Source organism: Polymorphobacter sp. (assembly GCF_051860865.1).
Lineage (GTDB): Bacteria > Pseudomonadota > Alphaproteobacteria > Sphingomonadales > Sphingomonadaceae > Sandarakinorhabdus.
In genome coordinates this window covers 1-15,568 of sequence record NZ_JBIMKZ010000072.1, presented here as the reverse complement: position 1 = coordinate 15,568, position 15,568 = coordinate 1, and the positions used below count along the sequence as shown (strand labels likewise).

Below are 15,568 nucleotides of genomic sequence, written 5' to 3'. Positions count from 1 at the left end.
CCAGACCCCGATTATTGGGTTGATCCCGGAGGACCGTCGGCCGTCGCCGTGCGGAGACTGAATTATTGGGGTCTGGGGCCTGCGGCCCCAGCCGCCGGAGGCATCTTCCTACCGCCGGAGGCCCGCTTTGATAGCCGCTATGCCGGCACGAGGCCCTTGGTGATCGAGGCGGTGTTGTCGATGACGAATGACTGGCCGCTGATGAAGCGCGACTCGTCCGAGGCCAGGAACAGAACGAGGTTGGCGACATCTTCGACGCTGCCCTGGCTGTTTTCGGGCTTGCCGGGGCCGTTGTCGGCGAGTGCCGGGTTCATTGTTGCGGTGGCGGCGGCCATGGCGCGGACCATGGGCGTGTCGATCCGGTCCGGCAGCAGGACGTTGCAGCGGATGCCGAGCTTGAGCTGGGCGCAGTGGACGGCGACGGCGCGGGTATAGGCGTCGACGGCGCCTTTGGCGGCGGTGTAGGCGGCGGAGCGCGGGTGGCCCTGGATGGCGGTGATCGAGGCCATGTTGATGATAGAACCGCCGCCGCCTTGGCGCATGAGGGCGATGCCATGCTTGCAGCCCCAGATGGTGCCGTTGATGCTGACATCGAGGATGAAGCGGAGGTCGGCCTCGGTGATGTCCTCGGGTGTTGCCGGGCGGACGACGCCGGCGTTGTTGACGAGGATGTCGAGCCGGCCTTCGGTGGCGTGGACATCGGCCATCAGCGCGGCCCATCCGGCTTCGTCCCGGACATCCTGGGCGACGAAGCGTGCGGCGGGGCCGATCTCGCGGGCCAGGGCTTCGCCGGCGGCGGTGTCGACGTCGGTGAGGACGACGCGGGCGCCTTCCCGGGCGAGGATACGCGCATCCGCGGCACCGAGCCCGTTGGCGGCGCCTGTCACCACGGCTGTCTTGCCTTCAACCCGTCCCATGCCTGCTTCTCTCCTGCTGTCCGGTGCTTCGATCCGGGCGCGATGATGCTTGAACCCGGCGTGGCTTCTGGCCATAGTGGAATTCATAATCAGCAGAAAGCATAACGCGTATGTCTGCAAGCGCCTTTGCCGCGCAATCAGCCAAATCGGTTCTCAGTGCCAATCCTGAAAGCGAGCCGGTTTACTCGAGCGTGCCGATCCAGGAACGTCGCAAGCGGATCCTTGCCGAGGCGCGGCGGATGATCGCCCAGGACGGCATCGACAACTTCAGCATCCGCACGCTCTGCCGCAATGCCGATGTCGCCCAGCGCACGTTGTACAATGCCTTTCAGGGCAAGGACCGGCTGATCGCGCTGGCGATCAGCGAGGCGTATGAGGACGTGAATCGTCATATGCGCTACCGGACGTCGGCCGATACGCTGGAGGGCATTGTCGACCGGCTGATCTCGGTCAACACGCGCAACCTCAAGGCGCGCAACTATACCAAGGCGGTTGTTTCGCTCTATTTCTCGCCGACGATCAGCGAGGATATCTGGAATGCGCTGCGCGGCATGGCGTTTCGCAACCTGCGCCAATGGCTCGACCGGTTGGCCCGGGAGGGGGCGCTGGAGCCATGGGTGGACGTGGAGGAAGCGGCCGGCGATTTCGCCAATCTGGAGTATTCGATCATCAACGACTGGGCCGTGGGGCGGCTGTCCGACGAGGATTATGTCCCGCGTCTGATCCTGTCGGTGCTGTCGCATACCGCCGGGGTGACGGTGGGCGTCTATCGTGACGAAGCGATTGCCATGGCGCAGGCGATCCGCCGGACCGGGCATCTGCCGGAGTTTCCCAAACCGGTCTATGATCCGGCCAAGGCGGCGAGCAGCACGCTTTAGCGCGATCAGAGGAGATGCCTCCGGCGGCTGGGGCCTTGGCCCCAGACCCCATCATTGGGCCTTGGCGAGGTGACGGCCGCCGGGTGTTTGGAACGACCGGATAATCGGGGTCTGGGGCCTGCGGCCCCAGCCGCCGGAGGCTTTTACGGCCTAGGCCTGGCAGCCCATCCGGTCGGCGCAGGCCCAGGCGAAGGCCATTGCCGGTGCGTTGGTGTTGCCCGAGACCAGGCCCGGCATGGCCGCACAGTCGATGACGCGGACGCCGGTGACGCCGCGCACCCGGCAGTCGGCGTCCAGCGGCGCGTCCGGGCCGCCCATGGCGCAGCTGCTGGTGGCGTGGGTGCCGGCGCGGGACAGGCGGCGGACGGCATCGAGGATATCGGCATCGCTGGTGATGGCCGAGCCGGGGACGAGCTCATCGCCGAGCGCCGGTGCCAGGGCCTGCTGAGCGACGAAGCGGCGGAGATAGCGGACCATGGCGATCGCCGAGCGCTGGTCGGCGTCGGTCTGCAGCCAGTTGGGGGTGATGCGCAGCGGTGCGGCGGCATCGGGGGCGGTGATGGCGATGGTGCCGGTCGATTCGAGCTGGAGCATCTGGCCGTAGATGGTGAGGCCTGGCGCATCCTCTACCTTGCTGAGCTGGACCGGGAAATTGGGGTCCTGGTTACGGGCGAAGGAGAAGGCGCCGACATAGATCTGCAGGTCCGGGCGGTGGGCGCCGGGGTGCGAGCGGACGAAGGCGCCGACCTCGTAGGGGCCGGTGGCCATCGGGCCGTTGCGGAACAGGGCGTAGCGCATCAGGCTGGCGGCGAGGCCGGTCTTGCGGAAGCGGTGGTTGTTGCCGGGGTCGGCGCCGGCCAGCCGGAACGCCACCGACAGGCCGAGGTGATCGCGCATGCCGGTGCCGACGCGGGGGCTGTCGGCGATGACCGGGACGCCGGCGGCGGTGAGCACGTCGGCCGGGCCGATGCCGGAGCGCTGGAGGATGGCCGGGCTGGCGATGGCGCCGGCCGACAGGATGACCTCGACGGTGACCCCGAAGCGTACCGGACCGGCGGCGCCATGGGCGAGCACGGCGGTGGCGCGGCCATCGGTGAAGACGATGCGGTCGACCTCGAGGCCGGTGCGGATGATGAGGTTGGGGCGATTTCGGGCGGGCTTGAGGAAGCAGGTGGCGGCGCTCTGCCGGCGGCCGGCGCGGATATTGTGGGGGAAATAGCCGATGCCTTCCTGGTCCTCGTCGTTGAGGTCCTCCTTGCGGGGCAGGCCGAGCTGCTGGCCGGCGCGGATGGCGGCCTCGGCGAGGGGATAGCGGAATGTGCCGACGCTGATTGGCACCGGGCCGCCGGCGCCGCGGGCCGGGCCGGGGCCGAGCTCATGGTCCTCGATGGCGCGGAAGGCGTCGCGCATCACCGGCCAGGACCAGCCGGGGGCGGCCTCGGCCCAGCCGTCATAGTCCTCGGGCTGGCCGTGGGTCCAGATCATGCCGTTGATCGACGAGGAGCCGCCGAGGCCGCGGCCGCGCACCCAGGTCTCGGTGGCTGCGGCGCCGGGCTGGCGGGGTTGGGCCACTGGATAATGCCAGCTGTAGCGCGGGTCCTTGACCAGCCGGCCGATGCCCTTGGGCATGGCGATCATCGGGCTGGTGTCGGCGGGGCCGGCCTCGATCAGCAGCACGCGGTTGGCGGGGTTGCGGGACAGGCGGTCGGCCATCACGCAGCCCGACGAGCCGGCTCCGACGATCACATAGTCCCAGTGCTCGCCGGTTGCGCCCTCAGTCGGCATAGTCGGGGGCGATCCGCTCGACTTCGCGCAGCAGGGCGATCCAGTCGAGGCTGCCGGCGGGGTTGCCATCGATGCCGGCATAGACCTGGGCATGGACGAGATCCTGCATCGCCGGCGAGAGATGGCGGACGGGGGTGCCGCCGGCCAGCGCCGCGACCTGGATTTCACAGGCGCGCTGGGTGTACATCATCAGCCAGAAGGCCTCGCCGACGCTGCTGCCGGCGGTGAGCAGGCCGTGGTTGCGCAGGATCAGCACGGCCTTGTCGTCAAGGTCTCGGGCGAGCGTCTCGCGCTCGGCTTCGACGAGGGCCACGCCTTCATAATCGTGATAGGCGAGGCGCTTGCCGACGACGAGTGCCTGCTGGCTGATCGGCAACAGGCCATGCTCCTGGGCGGAGACGGCGACGCCGGCCGAGGTGTGGGTGTGCATGACGCACATCACGTCGGGGCGGGCGGCATGGATGGTCGAGTGAATCAGATAGCCCGCCGGGTTGATGACGCCGCCTGGTGTCAGCACCTCGCCGTCGAGCGTGACCTCGACGAGGTTGCTGGCAGTGACTTCATCGAAGAGCATGCCGAACGGGTTGATGAGGATGCGGTGGCCGGGACCGGGCAGCCGCGCCGAGATGTGCGTGGCGATGAGGTCGGTCATCCGGTAATGATGCGCCAGCCGGTAGCAGGCGGCGAGATCGCGGCGGACGCTCTGTTCGGTTTCCTCGGTGGCCATGGGCTATCCCTTCTGTCCGAGCCCGGCGAGGCTGCGGGCGATGATGCCGAGCTGGACCTCGGCGGCGCCGCCGAAGATGGTGGCGGCGCGGCTGTTGAGATAATCGGCGACCAGCACGTCGCCGCTGGTGCCGCCCGGGCGCCGCAGCGCGGCCTCGCCTAGCAGCGTGACGCCGAGCGCCGCCACCGCCTGCTTGAGCCGGCTGGCGCGCAGCTTGAGGACCGAGGACAGCGGCCCCGGCGGCGAACCGCTGGGCAGGGTGCCGATGGTGGCCAGTTCGAGCATCTCGAAGGCGTCCAGCTCCATCGCCACCTCGGCGATGCGGCGGCGCTGGGCTGCATCGGGGGGCGAGGGCAGGGCGGCTTCCACGCGCTTCATCGAGGCGCGCAGCCGGCCGCTGAACAGGCCGTTGCCGCGTTCGAGTTCGAGCAGGTACTTGGCATAGCGCCAGCCCTGGTTTTCCTCGCCGATCAAGTTGGCGGCGGGGATGCGGACATCGTCAAAGAACACCTGGTTGACGTCATGGTCGCCGCCGATCGAGATGATCGGGCGAATCTCGATGCCGGGGCGGTCGAGCTCGATGGCGACGAAGCTGATGCCATCCTGGCGGCGCGGCGTGTCGGCGGTGCGGACCAGCGCGAACATCAGATTGGCGTGGTGGGCGTGGGTGGTCCAGATCTTGGAGCCCGAGATGACATAATCGTCGCCGTCGCGGGTGGCTTTGGTCGCCAGCGCGCCGAGATCGGACCCGGCGCCGGGCTCCGAGAAGCCCTGGCACCAGTAATCGTCGCCGGCCAGCATCGGCGGCAGCCAGCGCTGGCGCTGTTCGTCGCTGCCGAAGGCGATGATCACCGGGCCGGCCAGCCTGATGCCAATCGGATAGACGATCGGGGCGCCGGCCAGCGCGCACTCATGCTCGAAGATGAAGCGCTGGGTCGAGGTCCAGCCGGTGCCGCCCTGCGCGTGCGGCCAGGACGGCGCCGCCCAGCCGCGCGCCGCCAGCTTGCGCTGCCAGGCCAGCGCGACCTCGGGCTCGGGATAGACGCCGATGGTGGCGGCCTGGCCGGCGCGCATGGCATCGGTCAGTTCGGCGGCGATGAAGGCGCGGACCTCCGCGCGAAAGGCCTGCAACGGGGCATCGAGAAGCAGGTCCATCGCTCAGGCCTCGATCAGCACGGCGCTGCGGTGATGGGCGCGGCTGGCGACCACGGTCTCGGCATAGGCTGAGGCGGGGTCGTCATGGGCGGCGGCGCGCAGCCGATAGGCCTGGAGATGGCGGAAGCGGGCGGCGATATCGAGCTCGTCCGAGACGCCCATGCCGCCGTGGAGCTGGACGGCGCTGTCGGCGACGAGGCCGGCGGCGGCGGCGATGCGCGCGGTCATGGTAATTACGGCGCGGCCGCTGGCGGCACCGGGGCCGACGGCCTCGACGGTCAGCGCGGCGAGCAGCGCGACCATCTCGGCTTCCTTGGCGGCGACGACCATCTCGGCGACGCGGTGCTGGACGACCTGCAAACTGCCGAGCGGGCGGCCGAACTGGACCCGGTCCCGCATATAGGCAGCGGTGGCATCGACGGCGCCTTCGAGGCAGCCGAGTGCCTGCCAGCCGCGAAACAGCGCGTCGACTGTCCTGGCGGCGGCGCGCTGCTGCGGCCAGTCATCGGCGAGGGCCAGCGGCTCAGGGCGCGCGGTCGTGAGGTCGATATCGGCGGCGAGGCTGTCGTCGAGCATTGGCACCGGTGTCCGATCGGGATCGCTCGCATCGGCGATCGACAGCGCGTCGTCCGCAACGATGAGCAGATGGTCGGCCGCCATGCCGCCGGCGACGGCGCGCGCCGACCGATCGGCCACGGCAAACCGCCGTTCGCCGCTGGCAAGCGCTTCGATATGACCCTCGGCGCCGCGCGTGCCGGCCAGCAGCACGCCGGCGAGCACGGCCGGCAGCACCGGCTCGACGACCAGATGACGCCCGAGCGCGCGGGCCATCAGCCCGATGCTGACGGTGTCGCCGCCGAAGCCGCCCTTCGCCTCCGGCACCGCCAGCCCGAAGCAGCCGAATTCGGCCAGCTGCTGCCAGATGGCCGGGTCCGACGCGGTGCGGGCCGTCACCAGCGCGCGGCGATGCTCATAGGAATGGCTTTTGGACAGGAAGCGCTCGAGCCCATCGGCAAATTGTCGATGCTCATCCGAGTAGCTGAGGTCCAACCTGTTTCTCCCATGGGGCCGCACCGCAGCGACGTCAAAACATATAGCGCGTATTCACATAAGCAAGAAGGGCGGGCATGATTTTTTAGTGCGCGTATCTGTTTTATCCGTTCACAAACCGCGCCGCCTTGTCTACCATCCGCCCAACGTTGCCGCTGAGCGCATGGGTGGAGTGCCGATTATCATGTTTTCCGGTCCGATCGAGGACAGGCTGGCCTTGCGTGAGCTGATCGATCGCTACAGCGACGCGGTGATCCACAAGGACGCCATGGCCTGGGGCGCGACCTGGTCCGACGACGCGACCTGGCGTTTTCGCGGTGGCGAGATCGAGGGACGCGAGGCGATCGTCGCCACCTGGACCCGGGCGATGGCCGGGTTCGACTCGGTCTGGTTCAGCGCCTTTCCCGGCCGCATCGAGATTTCCGGCGACACCGCGGTGATGCTGACCCACACGTTCGAATATCTGATGCCGGCCGGCGGGCCGCCGCGCCTGCAATCGGGCCTGTACAATGACCGCGCCATCCGCACCGCCGACGGCTGGCGCTTTGCCGAGCGCAGCTTCGCTTCCAGGGAGATGAAATTGTGACCATCCTGATCACCGCAACCATGGACCTCGACCCCGCGCATGCCGAGCGGATCATCCTCGGCGCCCGCGAGCTGATCGAGGCTTCGCTCGAAGAGCCGGGCTGCGAGGCCTATAGCTGGGCGCTCGATCCGCTGCACCCGGGCCGCGTTCATGTCTTCGAGCGCTGGGTGGACGAGGCGTCGCTGGCGCATCACTTCACCTTGCCCAATTATACCGAGATGCGCACGCATTTGCGCTCGGCCGGGCCGATCGTGTCGCGTAGCCGCAAGTTCCGCGTCGACCTCGAAGAGCCGATCTATGACGAGACCGGGACGCCGCGCGCCGACTTCTTCACGGCCGCTGGCTGATGGGTAGCGCGGCCGATCCGGCGATGGAGGTGCTGCGGCGGGAGTCGCATTATGCGCTGCGCCGCCGGACGCTCGAGCGGATGCGGTCGAAGACCACCGATCTCGATGCGGCGCCGATGCGGATCGACCCGGCCGTCTATACCGACCCCGATTACGCGCGGCAGGAGCGGCTGGCGATTTTTCACGGCCATCCGGTGGTGGCCGGGCTGAGCCGCGACATTCCCGAGCCCGGCGACATGATGCTGTTCGACGTGCTCGGCCCGTCGCTGCTGCTGGTCCGCAACAAGGCCGGAGTCGTAAATGCCTTTCGCAATCTCTGCCCGCATCGCGGCGCAAAGGTGGTGACAGATTGCTCGCGCCGCACGCGGATGACCTGCCGCTTCCATGCCTGGACCTTCGATCTCGACGGCAAGCTGATCGGACAGCCCGGCAAGGAAGGCTTTGAGGGGATCGACCGCAGCGACCTTGGCTTGATCCCGGTGCCGGTGGCCGAGCGCTATGGGCTGATCTTCGTCCAGCTGAGCGGCGAGCGGCCGGATATCGATGTCGATGACTGGCTCGGTGATTTTGCCAGCGAACTGGCGCATCTGGAGCTGGACAAGGCCGAGCCGGTCCGCCGTTCCGAGATCGGTTGCGAGGCCAATTGGAAATATGCGCTCGATACCTACGGCGAGAGCTATCATTTTGCCTCGCTGCATCCCGAGACGATCGGCCAGCTCGCCTATTCGAATATCATGATCTACGACAATTATGGCCTGCACTCGCGGCTGGCGTTCCCGCGCGGCGAATTCATGGACTATGCCGAGCGCGACGAGAGCGACTGGCCGCACACCAATTATGGCGGGCTTTACAACATCTTCCCGAACATGGTGATCAACGTCAATTCGATTGCCGGGGTGGGGCAATTCTACGGCGTGTCGCGGGTGTTTCCCGGCGATACGGTCGATAGTTCGCGGACCCTGCTCTCGACCTATCAGCCGGCCCATGCCGGCACCGAGATCGACATCGCCCGCTGGTCCGAGATGCATGATTTCATCCAGCGTGTGGTTACCGAGGAGGATTATTCGGTGTCCCGGGACGGCCAGCAGAATCTGACTTGGGCGCCGGAAGGCTATCAGACCGTGCTCGGCCGTAACGAGATCGCGTTGCAGCACTGGCACCGCAACCTCAACCGGATCATGTCCAACAAGCGTTGACCGCCGGAAAGGGCCACAGATGCAGTATATGAAGGCGGAAATCACCATTCAGCCCGGCCATCTGCCGGCGATGCTCGAGCTGTTGCAGACCCGGATCTTCCCGATCATGGAGAGCGGCACCTGGCGGCTGGTCGGGTGCTTCGTCCAGCGGACCGGGCGGCTCAACACCATCGTCGACCTGTGGGAAATGGACTCGCTTGCCGATTTCGACACCACCTATGCGATCTTCCGCGGCCATCCCGACTATCCGGAAATCCGCGTTCTTCTCGACACCTATGTCGAAACCGAAACGCTCGTCTTCATGGACGCGCGTGCCGGCCGCATCCTCCAGCAAAAAGGCTAAACCATGGATCTGAAGCTCAAGGGCCTGAAGGCCATTCTCGCCGGCGCCAGCAAGGGCATCGGCCGCTACACCGCCGAGGCGCTCGCCGCCGAGGGCGTCGACATCGCCTTTTGCGCGCGTGACCAGGGGTCGATCGATGCCACCAGCGCGGCGCTGTCGGCGCATGGCGGCAAGGTGCTGGGTGCCAGTGTCGATTTGTCCGATCCGGCGGCCTATCGCGCCTGGGTCGATGAGGCTGCGGCGGCGCTCGGCGGCTGCGATATCTTCATTTCCTTCGCCTCGGCGGGCGGGCCGCCGGCATCCGAGGACAGCTGGAAGAACGCCTTCGAGATCGACCTGATGGGCACCTGGCGGGGGATCAACGCCGCCGTGCCCTATCTGGAAAAGTCCGAGGCGGCGTCGATCATCGTTGTCGGCACCAATGTCTCGATCGAGCCGGCGTTCGGGCCGCAGCCCTATGCAGCGATGAAGGCGGCGATCACCCATCATGCCGGCGCGCTGGCGCAGCGGCTGGCGCCGCAGGGTATCCGGGTCAACACCGTGTCGCCCGGCCCGATCTTCATCGACGAGGGCTCGTGGGACAAGATCAAGCAGGGTCGGCCGGAAATGTATGACGCTACGGTTGCCAAGGTGCCTGCCGGCCGGCTGGGCAAGCCCGAGGAAGTGGCGGCGGCGATCGTTTTCCTGTGCAGCCCGGTGGTCGGCTTCATCAGCGGCACCAATCTTGTCATCGACGGGGCCATGACCAAGCGCATCCAGTTTTGATGCGCGTGCTACATTTCAATTGCAGCCATGCCGGTGCCACGGTAAACCCGTGGCGCTGAGCAGGAGGAACGGTCGATGCAACTGAGCCGCGAGCAGATCCTCGGCGCGTACCGCCAGATGAAGGTGATACGCGAATTCGAGGAGCGCCTTCACAACGAAATCCAGAAGGGCGAGATCGCCGGCTTCACCCATCTCTATTCGGGGCAGGAAGCGGCTGCCGTGGGGGTGTGCGAGCATCTGAGCGACGGCGACACCATCATCTCCACGCACCGCGGCCATGGCCATTGCATCGCCAAGGGCTGCGATGTGAAGGGGATGATGAAGGAAATCTATGGCAGCAGCGAGGGCCTGTGCAAGGGCAAGGGCGGCTCGATGCACATTGCCGATGTCGGCAAGGGGATGCTGGGCGCCAATGGCATTGTCGGTGCCGGGGCGCCGATCGCGGTGGGGGCGGCGATCACCGCCAAGCTCAATGGCAAGGGAGAGGTTGCGATCGCCTTCTCGGGTGACGGCGCCTGCAACCAGGGCACGACGTTCGAGGCGATGAACATGGCTGTGGTCTTGAAGGTGCCGTGCATCTTCCTGTTCGAGAACAACCATTATTCCGAGCATACCGGTGTCGACTATGCGGTCGGCACCGCCGGCGACATTGCCAGTCGTGCCGAGGCCTTTGGCATGAAGGTGTGGCGGGCCAATGGCTGCGATTTCTTTGCGGTCTACGAGACGATGCGCGACGTGCTCGAGCATGTTCGCGCCGGCAATGGGCCGGCGGCGGTGGAGCTCGATACCGAGCGGTTCTTCGGCCATTTCGAGGGCGACCCGCAGCGGTATCGCGGGCCGGGCGAGCTCGATCGGTTGCGCGCCGAGCGGGACTGCCTGCTTGCCTTCCGCAGCCGGGTCGAGGAGGCCAAGTTGATCGACGTTACCGACCTCGATGCCATCGATGCCGAGGTGCTGGCGCTGATCGACGAGGCTGTCGACGAGGCCCGCGCTGCCCCCCGTGCGACGGCGGCCGATGTGCTGACCGACGTTTATATCGATTACTGAAAAGGCGCACGACAATGGCGATCATGCAGCTGCGCGAGGCGATCAATCTCACCCTGCACCAGGAAATGGCGCGGGATGATAATGTCATCGTGCTGGGCGAGGATATTGTCGGCGGCATGGGCACCGCCGGCGGGCCGGAGGCGATCGGCGGCATCTGGAAGACCACGGCCGGGCTCTATGACCGGTTCGGCGCCGGGCGGGTGATCGATACCCCCATCTCCGAGGCGGCGATCATCGGCGCGGCGGCCGGTGCGGCGCTGACCGGCAAGCGCCCGGTCGCGGAGCTGATGTTCGCCGACTTCATCGGCGTCTGCCTCGACCAGATCTGGAACCAGACCGCGAAATTCCGCTACATGTTCGGCGGCAAGAGCCGCTGCCCTCTGGTGATCCGCATTGCCTATGGCGCCGGGCGCAACGCCGGGCCGCAGCACAGCCAGGCGGCCTATGCAATGATGACGGCGATACCCGGCATCAAGGTGGTGATCCCGTCCAGCGCTGCCGAGGCCAAGGGCCTGCTGACCCAGGCGATCCGCGACGATGATCCGGTGCTGTTCTTCGAGCCCAAGGCGCTTTACGCCTCGCGCGAAGAGGTGCCGGAAGAGGAATATCTGATCCCGTTCGGCCAGGCGCGTTCGGTGCGCGAGGGCAGTGACGTGACCATCGTCACGTGCGGCCAGATGGTCGGGGTGGCGGCGGCGGCGGCTGACGCGCTGGCCGCCGACGGCATTGGCTGCGATGTGCTCGACCTGCGGACCACCAGCCCGATCGACGAGGAGGCGATCCTCGACTCCGTCGAGCTGACCGGGCGGCTGGTCGTGCTCGACGAGAGCACGGCGCGCTGCGGGCTGGCGGGCGATATCAGCGCGCTGGTCGCCGACAAGGGTTTTGCCGCGCTGCGGGCGCCGATCCGTATGGTGACGCCGCCGCACACGCCGACGCCCTTCTCGGTCGAGCTGGAGCGCGCCTGGCTGCCCGATGCGGCGCGGGTGGAGGCAGCGGTGCGCGACGTGCTCGGCTACCGCGGGCGGGCGCCGCGATGAGCGGGCTGCGCGCCTTCACCATGCCCAAATGGGGTATCGAGATGACCGAGGGGACCATCGGCGAATGGATGGTCGCCGAGGGCGCCGAATTCGCGCGCGGCGATGTCGTGACGCTGATCGAGACCGACAAGATCACCAACGAATATGAGGCCGAATTCCCGGCGACGCTGGCCCGCATCCTGGTGCCGGCTGGCGAGACACGGCCGGTTGGGGCGCTGCTGGCGGTGTTTGGCGATCCGGGCGCGGCGCTCGATGCGGCTGCGATCGATGCTTTTGTGGCGGGCTTCCGGCCGGGTGGCGCCGCCAAGGAAGCGCCGGCGGCCCCGCCGCCAGTTTCGGATGCTGCCGTTTCGGCACCGGCGCCGGTGACGAGGGCTATTCCCGACGACATGGCAATCAGCCCGGCCGCCCGCGCGTTGGCCGGGAGTGCCGGCGTCGATGTCTCCACACTCGCCGGCAGCGGCCGGGCAGGGCGGATCACCTATCAGGACGTGGCTCAGGCCGCCGCGCCGCCGGCACTGCCGGTTGGCGGGGCGCCGGTGTCGATCATGCCGACGACGGGCGGGCTCGAAGGTGTCCATGCCTCGCCGCTGGCGCGGCGGCTGGCCGTGCAGCATGGCGTCGACCTGACGGGCCTGACCGGCACCGGGCCGCGCGGGCGGATCAGCAAGGCCGATGTGTTGGCGCGGGTTGAGGCTGAAGTGCCGGCTGCGGCGCCGGCGCCTGTTGCGGCGCAGGGTGTCGAGGTCATTCGCATGTCCGGGATGCGCAAGGCGATTGCCCGGCAGCTGTCGCTGTCCAAGAGCACGATTCCGCATTTCTATCTGCGCCACAATGTTCGGATCGATGCGCTGATGGCGTTGCGGGCGCAGGCCAAACGGGCGACCGGCGAGGCGCCGTCGATCAATGATTATCTGATACGCGCCTGTGCGCTGGCGCTGGCCGCGCATCCGGACATCAATGTCCAGGTGCATGGCGACGAGATCCACCGCTTTCCGCATGCCGACATTGCCGTGGCGGTCGCCACCGACAAGGGCTTGCTGACTCCGATCGTCCGCGCTGCCGAGACCAAGACCGTTGCCGCTATTTCGGCCGAGGTGCGGCAGCTGGCGGCGCGGGCGCGGGCCGGCAAGCTCGAGGCCGGGGAGTTTCAGGGCGGCAGCTTTTCGATTTCCAATCTCGGCATGTTCGGGATCGAGCAGTTCGATGCGATCATCAACCCGCCGCAGGGGGCTATCCTGGCGGTCGGCGCGGCGACCGAACGGACGTTCATCCATAATCATGCGATCGGCATGGGATCGACCATTGCACTTTCGCTGTCGGTCGATCATCGGGCCATTGACGGCGCGGTCGGCGCGCGCTTTTTGGCTGAACTGACACGCCTGATCGAAACCCCGGAAGACCTGACCCGATGAGCGCCGAATGATTGCCCGATGAGCAACGAGAAGACGCTCGGTGACCTGTCCCGGGCGCTGGCCGGGCGATACGGGGACAAGGTGGCGCTGCGGTTCGGCGGCGTCGATACCAGCTACCGGGCGCTCGATGACGCCGCCAGCCGGGTCGCCGCCGGGCTGATCGCCGAGGGCCTGAAGCCCGGGGAACGGATCGCCTATATCGGCAAGAACGACCCGCTGTATTTCGAGTTGCTGTTCGGCGCCGCCAAGGCCGGTCTGGTGATGGTGCCGCTCAACTGGCGGCTGGCCGATGCGGAGGTCGCGTGGATCATCGCGGACGCCGGGCTGCGCTGGGTCGTTGCTGCCGAGGGCTTTGCCGAGCGGCTTAGCGCGCTCGATACCGGTGCCACGATTATCCATGCGCGCGACTATCCGGCCTGGCGCGATGCCCGGCCGCTGCGTGACCCGATGACCGCGGTCGATCCCGATGACGTGGCCGTGCAGCTCTATACCTCGGGGACCACCGGGCGGCCGAAGGGGGCGATGCTCAGCCACCGCAGCCTGCTTCACTTCCGCACGCTGCCTGTCGACGAGCAGCCGGAGTGGAACCGGTTCACCGATGATGACGTCAGCCTGATCGTGTTGCCGGTGTTTCATATCGGCGGCACCGGCTTCGGTATCCAGACGCTGGCGGCCGGCGCAACAGGGCTCGTGGCCAGCGAGTTCGATGTGGGCAAGGTGCTCGCCGCCATCGCCAACGAGCGGCTGAGCAAGATCTTTCTCGTTCCCGCGGCGCTTCGGATGCTGATCGACCATCCCGATGCAAAGGGGATCGACTATTCGCGCATCCGAACCATTCTTTACGGCGCTTCGCCGATCCCGTTGAGCCTGTTGCGCGAGGCGATGGCGCTGTTCCGCTGCGGGTTCGTGCAGATGTACGGGATGACCGAGACATCGGGCACCATCTGCGCGCTGGCCCCCGAGGACCATGATCCGGCCGGCAACATTCGGATGACGTCCGCCGGTCGGCCGCTACCGGGCGTCGAATTGCGCATCCAGGACGAGACCGGCAAGGTGCTGTCGTCGGGCGAAAGTGGCGAGCTGGCGGTGCGCGCGCCGGTGCTGATGAACGGCTATTGGAATCGCCCCGAGGCGACCGCCGAGGCAATGACGCCTGATGGCTGGTTCCTTACCGGCGATGCCGGCTTCCTCGACAGCAAGGGCTATCTGTTCATCCAGGACCGGGTGAAGGACATGATCGTTTCCGGTGGCGAGAACATCTATCCGGCCGAGGTCGAGGCGGCGCTGTCGGCTTATCCGGGCATCGCCGAAGTGGCCGTCATCGGTATCCCGTCCGAGCAATGGGGGGAGGCGGTGAAGGCCATCGTCGTGCCGCGTGCCGGTGCTTCGATCAACGCCAACGCGGTGATTGCCTGGGCGCGCTCTCACATCGCCGGCTACAAGCTGCCCAAGACCATCGACATCGCTGAGGCGTTGCCGCGTGGTCCAACAGGCAAAGTATTGCGTCGGGAATTGCGCGCACCTTATTGGGCGGGCTACGACCGCAAGGTCAATTAATCGCCGACTTCGCCCAGCCCAGACCCCGGCGCAGCAGCTCATAATATTCCGGGCAGGCCCAGGCGCCGCGCTGGACGGTGGGGAACCAGTCGAGCTTCGGGTGCATGTCGTGGTGGCCCCGGCAATGGCCGAGCGCATTGTAGAGCACGGCGCCCTCGCCGATGCTGCGCAGGTACATCAGCGGCTGCCGCGAGTCCTCCCAGTGCGAGACAGTGAAGGCCGGGGCCTCGCCGGCGAAATCGACATGCAGCAGCGTTTCGATCGGGGCGGTCGGGCGGGAGAGGTAGAGCTCGTCGTCCTGCGGTTCGAACGCCGCGAGGCCGGCGACGAGCGGATGGTCGGGCGCGGTGATCTCGACCCGGAACGGGCCGACCGGCGGATGGGCGACGAAGGCGGTGCCCAGCGTTTCCATGAAGTGCGGCGCCCAGTCCGGCGCATCGACCTTGCCGTTGTCGAGGAAGCGCAGCACCGAGTTGCAGCCGTGCAGCGCCATCCAGCGCCGGCCGCCGGCCACCCAGGCGCGCAGCCGCTCCTGCACATCGAGCGACGGGGTGACGTCGCAGGTGTAGCTGACCAGCAGGTCGGCGGCCTCGATGGCCTCGATCGCCTGATAATCCTCGAAGACTCGGACCCGGACATTTTCGTCTTCGGCCAGCAGCTTCAGCAGTTCGAGCCGGGCGAAATCGATATCATGCCATTTGCCGCCGGCCACCAGCACGACATCGATGCGCCGCCTGTTGTCGCTCATGCCCGTCTCTCC

The 15,568-nt window shown here is 67.3% G+C and carries 16 protein-coding genes; 10 read left to right on the top strand and 6 right to left on the bottom strand.

Features of this window, described 5'->3' with window-relative positions:
* Nucleotides 1-137 precede the first annotated feature (137 nt).
* Entirely contained in the window at nucleotides 138-917 is a 780-nt protein-coding gene (locus ACTIFJ_RS12395) for an SDR family oxidoreductase (protein WP_439534422.1), read from the bottom strand.
* Between the two features lie 110 nt (nucleotides 918-1,027).
* On the opposite strand from ACTIFJ_RS12395, the gene ACTIFJ_RS12390 reads away from it, so the two are divergent.
* Nucleotides 1,028-1,795 (top strand): TetR/AcrR family transcriptional regulator, encoded by a 768-nt coding sequence (locus ACTIFJ_RS12390; RefSeq protein WP_439534421.1) that lies wholly within the window; start codon nucleotides 1,028-1,030, stop codon nucleotides 1,793-1,795.
* A 150-nt stretch (nucleotides 1,796-1,945) separates the two neighbouring features.
* On the opposite strand, the gene ACTIFJ_RS12385 is transcribed toward ACTIFJ_RS12390, so the two are convergent.
* From ACTIFJ_RS12385 to ACTIFJ_RS12370, 4 genes are read right to left on the bottom strand one after another with little or no spacing between them, the layout of a single operon-like run.
* A complete protein-coding gene (locus tag ACTIFJ_RS12385) occupies nucleotides 1,946-3,580 on the bottom strand; it encodes a GMC family oxidoreductase (protein ID WP_439534420.1) in 1,635 nt (544 codons plus the stop codon).
* On the bottom strand, nucleotides 3,570-4,307 hold the full coding sequence (locus ACTIFJ_RS12380) for a class II aldolase/adducin family protein (protein ID WP_439534419.1): 738 nt from the start codon (nucleotides 4,305-4,307) through the stop codon (nucleotides 3,570-3,572). Before ACTIFJ_RS12380 ends, ACTIFJ_RS12385 begins: the two co-directional genes overlap by 11 nt.
* A gap of 3 nt (nucleotides 4,308-4,310) precedes the next feature.
* The gene (locus ACTIFJ_RS12375; RefSeq protein WP_439534418.1) at nucleotides 4,311-5,462 is read right to left on the bottom strand and encodes an acyl-CoA dehydrogenase family protein; all 1,152 of its coding nucleotides are present in this window, start codon (nucleotides 5,460-5,462) and stop codon (nucleotides 4,311-4,313) included.
* Between the two features lie 3 nt (nucleotides 5,463-5,465).
* Entirely contained in the window at nucleotides 5,466-6,512 is a 1,047-nt protein-coding gene (locus ACTIFJ_RS12370; RefSeq protein ID WP_439534417.1) for an acyl-CoA dehydrogenase family protein, read from the bottom strand.
* Nucleotides 6,513-6,696: 184 nt separating this feature from the next.
* On the opposite strand from ACTIFJ_RS12370, the gene ACTIFJ_RS12365 reads away from it, so the two are divergent.
* From ACTIFJ_RS12365 to ACTIFJ_RS12325, 9 genes are all read left to right on the top strand, one after another.
* Nucleotides 6,697-7,098, top strand: coding sequence for a nuclear transport factor 2 family protein (locus tag ACTIFJ_RS12365; protein WP_439534416.1), 402 nt, complete (start codon nucleotides 6,697-6,699; stop codon nucleotides 7,096-7,098).
* On the top strand, nucleotides 7,095-7,445 hold the full coding sequence (locus tag ACTIFJ_RS12360; RefSeq protein ID WP_439534415.1) for a putative quinol monooxygenase: 351 nt from the start codon (nucleotides 7,095-7,097) through the stop codon (nucleotides 7,443-7,445). The genes ACTIFJ_RS12365 and ACTIFJ_RS12360 overlap by 4 nt, the downstream gene beginning before the upstream one ends.
* Nucleotides 7,445-8,641 carry an aromatic ring-hydroxylating oxygenase subunit alpha gene (locus ACTIFJ_RS12355; protein ID WP_439534414.1) on the top strand — a complete coding sequence of 399 codons (1,197 nt, stop codon included), beginning with the start codon at nucleotides 7,445-7,447 and terminating at the stop codon, nucleotides 8,639-8,641. The genes ACTIFJ_RS12360 and ACTIFJ_RS12355 overlap by 1 nt, the downstream gene beginning before the upstream one ends.
* A gap of 19 nt (nucleotides 8,642-8,660) precedes the next feature.
* Nucleotides 8,661-8,984, top strand: a complete 324-nt coding sequence (locus ACTIFJ_RS12350; protein WP_439534413.1) for an NIPSNAP family protein — start codon at nucleotides 8,661-8,663, stop codon at nucleotides 8,982-8,984.
* Between the two features lie 3 nt (nucleotides 8,985-8,987).
* Nucleotides 8,988-9,749 (top strand): SDR family NAD(P)-dependent oxidoreductase, encoded by a 762-nt coding sequence (locus ACTIFJ_RS12345; RefSeq protein ID WP_439534412.1) that lies wholly within the window; start codon nucleotides 8,988-8,990, stop codon nucleotides 9,747-9,749.
* A gap of 75 nt (nucleotides 9,750-9,824) precedes the next feature.
* Complete coding sequence (locus ACTIFJ_RS12340; RefSeq protein ID WP_439534411.1) at nucleotides 9,825-10,796, top strand: thiamine pyrophosphate-dependent dehydrogenase E1 component subunit alpha; 972 nt, start codon at nucleotides 9,825-9,827, stop codon at nucleotides 10,794-10,796.
* Between the two features lie 14 nt (nucleotides 10,797-10,810).
* Complete coding sequence (locus tag ACTIFJ_RS12335; RefSeq protein ID WP_439534410.1) at nucleotides 10,811-11,836, top strand: alpha-ketoacid dehydrogenase subunit beta; 1,026 nt, start codon at nucleotides 10,811-10,813, stop codon at nucleotides 11,834-11,836.
* Nucleotides 11,833-13,251: a dihydrolipoamide acetyltransferase family protein gene (locus ACTIFJ_RS12330; protein WP_439534409.1), complete on the top strand. Its 1,419-nt coding sequence runs from the start codon at nucleotides 11,833-11,835 to the stop codon at nucleotides 13,249-13,251. The genes ACTIFJ_RS12335 and ACTIFJ_RS12330 overlap by 4 nt, the downstream gene beginning before the upstream one ends.
* Before the next feature lie 18 nt (nucleotides 13,252-13,269).
* Nucleotides 13,270-14,808, top strand: coding sequence for a fatty acid--CoA ligase (locus ACTIFJ_RS12325; RefSeq protein ID WP_439534408.1), 1,539 nt, complete (start codon nucleotides 13,270-13,272; stop codon nucleotides 14,806-14,808).
* Here ACTIFJ_RS12325 and ACTIFJ_RS12320 read toward each other — a convergent pair.
* A complete protein-coding gene (locus tag ACTIFJ_RS12320) occupies nucleotides 14,801-15,556 on the bottom strand; it encodes a ThuA domain-containing protein (protein WP_439534407.1) in 756 nt (251 codons plus the stop codon). The genes ACTIFJ_RS12325 and ACTIFJ_RS12320 overlap by 8 nt on opposite strands.
* Between the last annotated feature and the right edge of the window lie 12 nt (nucleotides 15,557-15,568).

Excerpts from the sequence above, each read along its gene's own strand:
- ACTIFJ_RS12365 (WP_439534416.1), top strand. The coding sequence starts at position 6,697 with ATGTTTTCCGGTCCGATCGAGGACAGGCTGGCCTTGCGTGAGCTGATC.
- ACTIFJ_RS12345 (WP_439534412.1), top strand. The coding sequence starts at position 8,988 with ATGGATCTGAAGCTCAAGGGCCTGAAGGCCATTCTCGCCGGCGCCAGC.
- ACTIFJ_RS12380 (WP_439534419.1), bottom strand. The coding sequence starts at position 4,307 with ATGGCCACCGAGGAAACCGAACAGAGCGTCCGCCGCGATCTCGCCGCC.
- ACTIFJ_RS12320 (WP_439534407.1), bottom strand. The coding sequence starts at position 15,556 with ATGAGCGACAACAGGCGGCGCATCGATGTCGTGCTGGTGGCCGGCGGC.
- ACTIFJ_RS12335 (WP_439534410.1), top strand. The coding sequence starts at position 10,811 with ATGGCGATCATGCAGCTGCGCGAGGCGATCAATCTCACCCTGCACCAG.
- ACTIFJ_RS12375 (WP_439534418.1), bottom strand. The coding sequence starts at position 5,462 with ATGGACCTGCTTCTCGATGCCCCGTTGCAGGCCTTTCGCGCGGAGGTC.
- ACTIFJ_RS12330 (WP_439534409.1), top strand. The coding sequence starts at position 11,833 with ATGAGCGGGCTGCGCGCCTTCACCATGCCCAAATGGGGTATCGAGATG.
- ACTIFJ_RS12355 (WP_439534414.1), top strand. The coding sequence starts at position 7,445 with ATGGGTAGCGCGGCCGATCCGGCGATGGAGGTGCTGCGGCGGGAGTCG.
- ACTIFJ_RS12325 (WP_439534408.1), top strand. The coding sequence starts at position 13,270 with ATGAGCAACGAGAAGACGCTCGGTGACCTGTCCCGGGCGCTGGCCGGG.
- ACTIFJ_RS12390 (WP_439534421.1), top strand. The coding sequence starts at position 1,028 with ATGTCTGCAAGCGCCTTTGCCGCGCAATCAGCCAAATCGGTTCTCAGT.
- ACTIFJ_RS12395 (WP_439534422.1), bottom strand. The coding sequence starts at position 917 with ATGGGACGGGTTGAAGGCAAGACAGCCGTGGTGACAGGCGCCGCCAAC.
- ACTIFJ_RS12385 (WP_439534420.1), bottom strand. The coding sequence starts at position 3,580 with ATGCCGACTGAGGGCGCAACCGGCGAGCACTGGGACTATGTGATCGTC.
- ACTIFJ_RS12350 (WP_439534413.1), top strand. The coding sequence starts at position 8,661 with ATGCAGTATATGAAGGCGGAAATCACCATTCAGCCCGGCCATCTGCCG.
- ACTIFJ_RS12340 (WP_439534411.1), top strand. The coding sequence starts at position 9,825 with ATGCAACTGAGCCGCGAGCAGATCCTCGGCGCGTACCGCCAGATGAAG.